Origin of the sequence: Streptomyces calidiresistens (assembly GCF_014141525.1) — a bacterium.
In the GTDB taxonomy this organism is placed as follows: domain Bacteria; phylum Actinomycetota; class Actinomycetes; order Streptomycetales; family Streptomycetaceae; genus Streptomyces; species Streptomyces calidiresistens.
In genome coordinates this window covers 1-4,799 of sequence record NZ_VKHS01000423.1, presented here as the reverse complement: position 1 = coordinate 4,799, position 4,799 = coordinate 1, and the positions used below count along the sequence as shown (strand labels likewise).

The 4,799-nt window shown below is 74.1% G+C and carries 5 protein-coding genes and 1 pseudogene; 1 reads left to right on the top strand and 5 read right to left on the bottom strand.

Annotation, left to right across the window (positions count from 1 at the left end):
- Positions 1-105 precede the first annotated feature (105 nt).
- The gene (gene serC / locus FOE67_RS16815; protein WP_182665125.1) at positions 106-1,224 is read right to left on the bottom strand and encodes a phosphoserine transaminase; all 1,119 of its coding nucleotides are present in this window, start codon (positions 1,222-1,224) and stop codon (positions 106-108) included.
- A gap of 149 nt (positions 1,225-1,373) precedes the next feature.
- Between serC and FOE67_RS30460 the strand changes: the two are divergent.
- A pseudogene (locus FOE67_RS30460) lies at positions 1,374-1,670 on the top strand (hypothetical protein); the annotation flags it as partial.
- A gap of 305 nt (positions 1,671-1,975) precedes the next feature.
- Here FOE67_RS30460 and FOE67_RS16805 read toward each other — a convergent pair.
- The 4 genes from FOE67_RS16805 to FOE67_RS16790 form a co-directional block, all read right to left on the bottom strand.
- Positions 1,976-2,953 carry a cytochrome c biogenesis CcdA family protein gene (locus FOE67_RS16805; RefSeq protein ID WP_182665123.1) on the bottom strand — a complete coding sequence of 326 codons (978 nt, stop codon included), beginning with the start codon at positions 2,951-2,953 and terminating at the stop codon, positions 1,976-1,978.
- Positions 2,954-2,963: 10 nt separating this feature from the next.
- A complete protein-coding gene (locus FOE67_RS16800; protein WP_182665121.1) occupies positions 2,964-3,578 on the bottom strand; it encodes a redoxin domain-containing protein in 615 nt (204 codons plus the stop codon).
- A gap of 217 nt (positions 3,579-3,795) precedes the next feature.
- Positions 3,796-4,062 (bottom strand): zf-HC2 domain-containing protein, encoded by a 267-nt coding sequence (locus FOE67_RS16795; RefSeq protein WP_228473964.1) that lies wholly within the window; start codon positions 4,060-4,062, stop codon positions 3,796-3,798.
- 29 nt (positions 4,063-4,091) lie between these two features.
- Entirely contained in the window at positions 4,092-4,640 is a 549-nt protein-coding gene (locus FOE67_RS16790) for an RNA polymerase sigma factor (RefSeq protein ID WP_323384980.1), read from the bottom strand.
- Positions 4,641-4,799: the final 159 nt, after the last annotated feature.

Sequence of the window (4,799 nt, the reverse complement as noted above, 5' to 3'; positions counted from 1 at the left end):
GAAAAGGGGTGCGGGAAAGGGGTGCGCCCCGGTCGATCGGGGGATCGACCGGGGCGCACCGGGCCGGGGCGCACGGCGGGCGACGCCGTGGCTCCCGCCGGGTGGTCAGAGACGCTCGACGACGTGGTCCACGCAGCGGGTCAGGGCCTCGACGTCGTCGGGCTCCACGGCGGGGAACATCGCCACCCGCAGCTGGTTGCGGCCCAGCTTGCGGTACGGCTCGGTGTCCACGATGCCGTTGGCGCGCAGCGCCTTGGTGACGGCGGTGGCGTCGATCGAGTCGTCGAGGTCGATGGTGCCGACGACCTGCGAGCGGTGCGCGGGGTCGGCGACGTAGGGGGTGGCGTAGGAGGACTTCTCCGCCCAGCCGTACAGCCGGCCGGAGGAGTCGGCGGTGCGCTCGACCGCCCACGCCAGGCCGCCCCGGCCGTTGATCCAGTCGATCTGCTCGGCGAGCAGGAAGAGGGTGGCCAGCGCCGGGGTGTTGTAGGTCTGGTTCTTGCGGGAGTTGTCGATCGCGGTCGGCAGCGAGAAGAACTCGGGCACGTGACGTCCCGACCCGTGCACGGCCGCGGCGCGCTCCAGCGCGGCGGGGGAGAAGAGGGCGATCCACAGGCCGCCGTCGGCGGCGAAGGACTTCTGCGGCGCGAAGTAGTAGACGTCGCTCTCCGCGATGTCCACGGGCAGGCCGCCGGCGCCGGAGGTGGCGTCGACCAGCACCAGCGCGTCCCCGTCCGCGCCCGCCGGGCGGCGGATCGGGGCGGCGACGCCGGTGGAGGTCTCGTTGTGGGTGAGGGCGTAGACATCCGTGCCCGCCTCGGCACGGGTCTCCGGCAGGGAGCCCGGCTCGGAGGTGATGACGGTGGGCTCGGCGAGCCAGGGGGCGAGCTTCGCGGCCTTGGCGAACTTCGAGGAGAACTCGCCGAAGGACAGATGCTGCGACTTCTCGCGGATCAGGCCGTGGGTGGCGATGTCCCAGAAGGCGGTGGTGCCGCCGTTGCCGAGGACCACCTCGTAGCCGTCGGGAAGGGAGAACAGCTCGGCGAGACCCTCCCGGACCCGACCGACGAGGTTCTTCACCGGAGCCTGTCGGTGGGAGGTGCCCATCAGGGAGGCACCCTCGGAGGCCAGGGCGTTCAGCGCCTCGGGCCGCACCTTGGAGGGGCCCGAGCCGAACCGGCCGTCGGCGGGCTTGATGTCTGCGGGAATCTCGATCTCAGCCACGGTTCGGGAGCGTAGTGCCCAGGCGCCCCTCGGTCACCCACCGGTCCGCCCGGTGAGACGTGTCGCCCGAACGGTGGAACGGGTGTCACCCGCCCGGTCGGCCTCCACCGTCCGGGGAGGCGAGCCACTCCTCGAAGGTGGTCGGCGCGATGCGGGCCCCTTCTGCGGGGAGCAGCACCTCGCCGTCCACCGCGCCATGGTGCTGCCGGGCCGAGGACGCCTTTCCACGTCGGTACGAGCCTCACCGATCGGCCCCGGGCGGCGTGGGTGCGGCGGGCCATGTCCACCGGGTCCTGCGGTTCGGGGCCGGCGGCGGCTTCCGGCTCGCCCGTCCCGCCCCGGGGGTCACGCTCCTGATGATCGTCGAGGCCGTGGACGGCTCCTCTCCGCCCTACGAGTGCCGTGGGATCCGCCGGCGGGGACGGGGCGCCCTGCCCGCCGACGACTGCCGCACCCCGTGCGTGCTCGCCCGGCGGATGGAGCGGGCCCACGCGGCGTGGCGGACAGCCTGGCCGAAACCTCACTCGCCGACATCGTCACCGAGCTGCCGCCGGGGGCACCGTCCCGCACCCGGCGCCGCCTGACCGGGGCGCCGTGACCCCTGTCGGTGCCGACGCGTCGCGTGGCCGCGTGGCCACGGGGCCACGGCGCCACGGGGCCACGGGGCCACCCACGGTGGCGGTTCCCCCTCCCGCTCCCGGGAGGGGGAACCGCGGGGATGAGGTGGGTCGTCCACCGCGTCCCCGGTGTGTCACGGATTTCCCGATTCGGCGCCGTGAGCACTGCGCCGGGGCACCGCCCGAAGGGCGCCGGCTGCGGGCCCGACCGTCTCCGCGGGACCCTGTGCCCCGCCCCGTCGAGCGCGGCGGCGCAGCAGCTCCGTTCCGGCCGTCAGGGCGAGGAGGGCGAGGATCGCCACCACCGGCGGCCACGGACCGAGGTCGTTCAGCCATCGTGTGACCTCCCCCTGGATCCCCACGGCGAAGGAGATCACCGGATCGGCCCCGTCGAGGTCCCCGCGCAGGGCCCGCACCTCGTACCAGCCGTAGTACGTGACGTAGGCCCCGGCCGGCAGCATCAGGAGTCCGGCGATGCGATGGACCCGGGGGAGCAGGGAGCGCAGACGGACGGCCAGGGACCGCCGGGAGAGGGCGGCGGCCAGCGTCAGCGCCCCGACCACGATCCCCATGCCGGCCGCGTAGCCGAGGAAGACCGCCACCACGCCCGTGACGCTGCCGGCGCGGAAGGCGGTGGTGGTGATGGCGAGGAACGGCGCGATGGTGCAGGAGAGGGAGGCCAGGGCGTAGGAGACGCCGAACAGGGCCATTCCCCGTGCCGATTCGGTCGGGTTGCGGCCCCCGCCGCGGCGGCCGGGAAGCGGTAGCCGCAGGGTCCGACCGGAGAGCAACCACACCCCCAGTCCCATCAGCACCATGCCGATCACCACCGTGATCACCGGCAGTTGGCGTTCGACGGACAGCGCCAGAGGGGAGACGACCAGGCCGAACGTGCCGAAGACCAGGACGAACCCGCCGGTCATGGCGGCGGTGGCCACCGCCGCCCGGCGCAGGGCGGGGAGCCGGGAGTCGGTTCCACCGGCCCCCGCCTCCCGGTCCGGGGACCCGCCGACGAACAGGCCGAGGTAGGCGGGCAGCAGCGCGAATCCACAGGGGTTGACGGCGGCCAACATGCCGGCGGTGACGGCCAGGGCGAGGGGGATCCCGGTCACGGCACGCCCCTCAGCCGTTCGTCAGCGCGGCGATACGGGAGTCCAGTTCGTCCCCGCTCAACGCCCCGGGCACGGTCTCCACGGTTCCGTCGGCGGAGACGAAGGCGAAGGCGGGTTGGGAGGCGACGCCGAAGGCGCTCCACACCGAACCGTCGATGTCCCTGGCATGGGTGAACTCCGCCAGGTCCCGGTCGGCGACGAATTCCGCGTCCTCCTCGGGACCCCCGTGGCCGGAGACACCGAGGAAGGTCACCCGGTCGCCCCACTCCCGCTCGGCCTCGGCGACGACCGGCGCCTCCCCCCGGCACACCGCGCACCATGGCGCCCAGAACCACAACACCGCCGGTTTTCCGGCCAGTTCGGTGCCGTCGAACTCCCCGCCGTCCACGGTCGGCGCGACGAAGCGCAGGGCCTCGGCCACCGGGGCCTCCGCCTCGTCGGTGAACTCGGCCGTCTCCCCCGCCTTTTCGTCCCCGGCTTCCCCGGAGTCGCCGTCCGCGTCCGCCGGGGTGGTGGAGGAGGCCGTCCCCCCGTCGGTGGGGTCCGCTTCCCCCGCGGCACAGGCGGGCAGGAAGACCAGGGCGGCCGCGAGGAGGAAGGCGGTCAGGCGGAAGGGGGGTCGCATGGGCGCTTCCTTCGGTGGGGGTTCCGGGACACCTCGGCGAACGTTCCCGGGTGTCGGTGGACGGGCGGGAGCCGGCGGGTCCCGCCGCGGTGCCTCTCGGCACCGTCGTCCCGGAAACCCGCCGGCTCCCCCCACGACTTCCACCGCTCGGCACTTTTCCGCCGGAACCCCGTGCCGGCCCGGACCGAACCCGTCGAAGCGGCCGGTTCGGGACGCTTCAGGGCGTCCCCGTCCCCTTCCGGGGCCGGGGGTCCTCCACCAGTGACTCCCCGAAGGCGATCAGCCGGGTCACCGCCTCCCGGCGGACGGCGCCCCGGCGGGCCAGGGAACTGCTGATGCGCCGGTGGAGGTCCGCGTCCATGCCGCAGTGCAGGCAGGCCTCCAGATGGGCTGTCACCCACCGGGCGTCGGCCTCCGACACCTCGCCCGCGAGGTGGGCGTGCAGGATCCGGCCCACCCGGGCGCAGTCGATCCGCAGCCGCATGGCCGACCATCCCCGGCGGAGCGCCCGCATCATCGGGAACCCCCGCCGGGGGGCGTCGAACCGCCGTCCCGCAGACGTTTCCGGATGCGGTTGCGTGCCCGGTGCAACCGGCTCATCACCGTGCCCTCGGGGACGTCCAGCACCCGGGCCGCCTCCGCGTAGGACAGGCCGTGGACGTCGACCAACTCCACCACGCGGCGGTGGTGGGCCGGCAGCGTGAGCAGCGCGTTGTGCACGGCCGTGTCGAACTCGCCGTCCATGACGATCTCCTCGGGTCCGGCGGTGGGGCGTTCCAGTTCGGTCGCCGCGTCCCGGACCAGGTGCGGACGCCGGGCCCGGTTCCGGTTCATCTCGGTGCGTCGCAGGATGGTCAACAGCCATGCCCTCGGGTGTCGGCCGTCGAAGCGGTCCACGGCGCGGTAGGCCCGCAACAGGGTGTCCTGGACGAGGTCCTCGGCGTCCGCCGGTTGTGCGGTCAGGGTCGTCGCCACCCGCAGCAACATCTCCACCTCGGGCAGGACATGGCGGGTGAACGCCGCGTCCCGCGCGGTGTCCTGAGCCGCCCCGTGTCTCTCCACGCCCCGGAAACCCGCCGTGGGCGTGCCCGCATTCCACGTTATTCCACGTTCCGGCCGTGCGTTCGCTCTCGATCCGGCAGGTGCTCCCGCGCCGGCCCGGGAGCGGCGAACGCCGGTCCCGGCTCCCCGGCCCCCTCCGGGCGGGGAGGGGACCGGGGG

Excerpts from the sequence above, each read along its gene's own strand:
- FOE67_RS16795 (WP_228473964.1), bottom strand. The coding sequence starts at position 4,062 with ATGCGGCTGCGGATCGACTGCGCCCGGGTGGGCCGGATCCTGCACGCC.
- FOE67_RS16800 (WP_182665121.1), bottom strand. The coding sequence starts at position 3,578 with ATGCGACCCCCCTTCCGCCTGACCGCCTTCCTCCTCGCGGCCGCCCTG.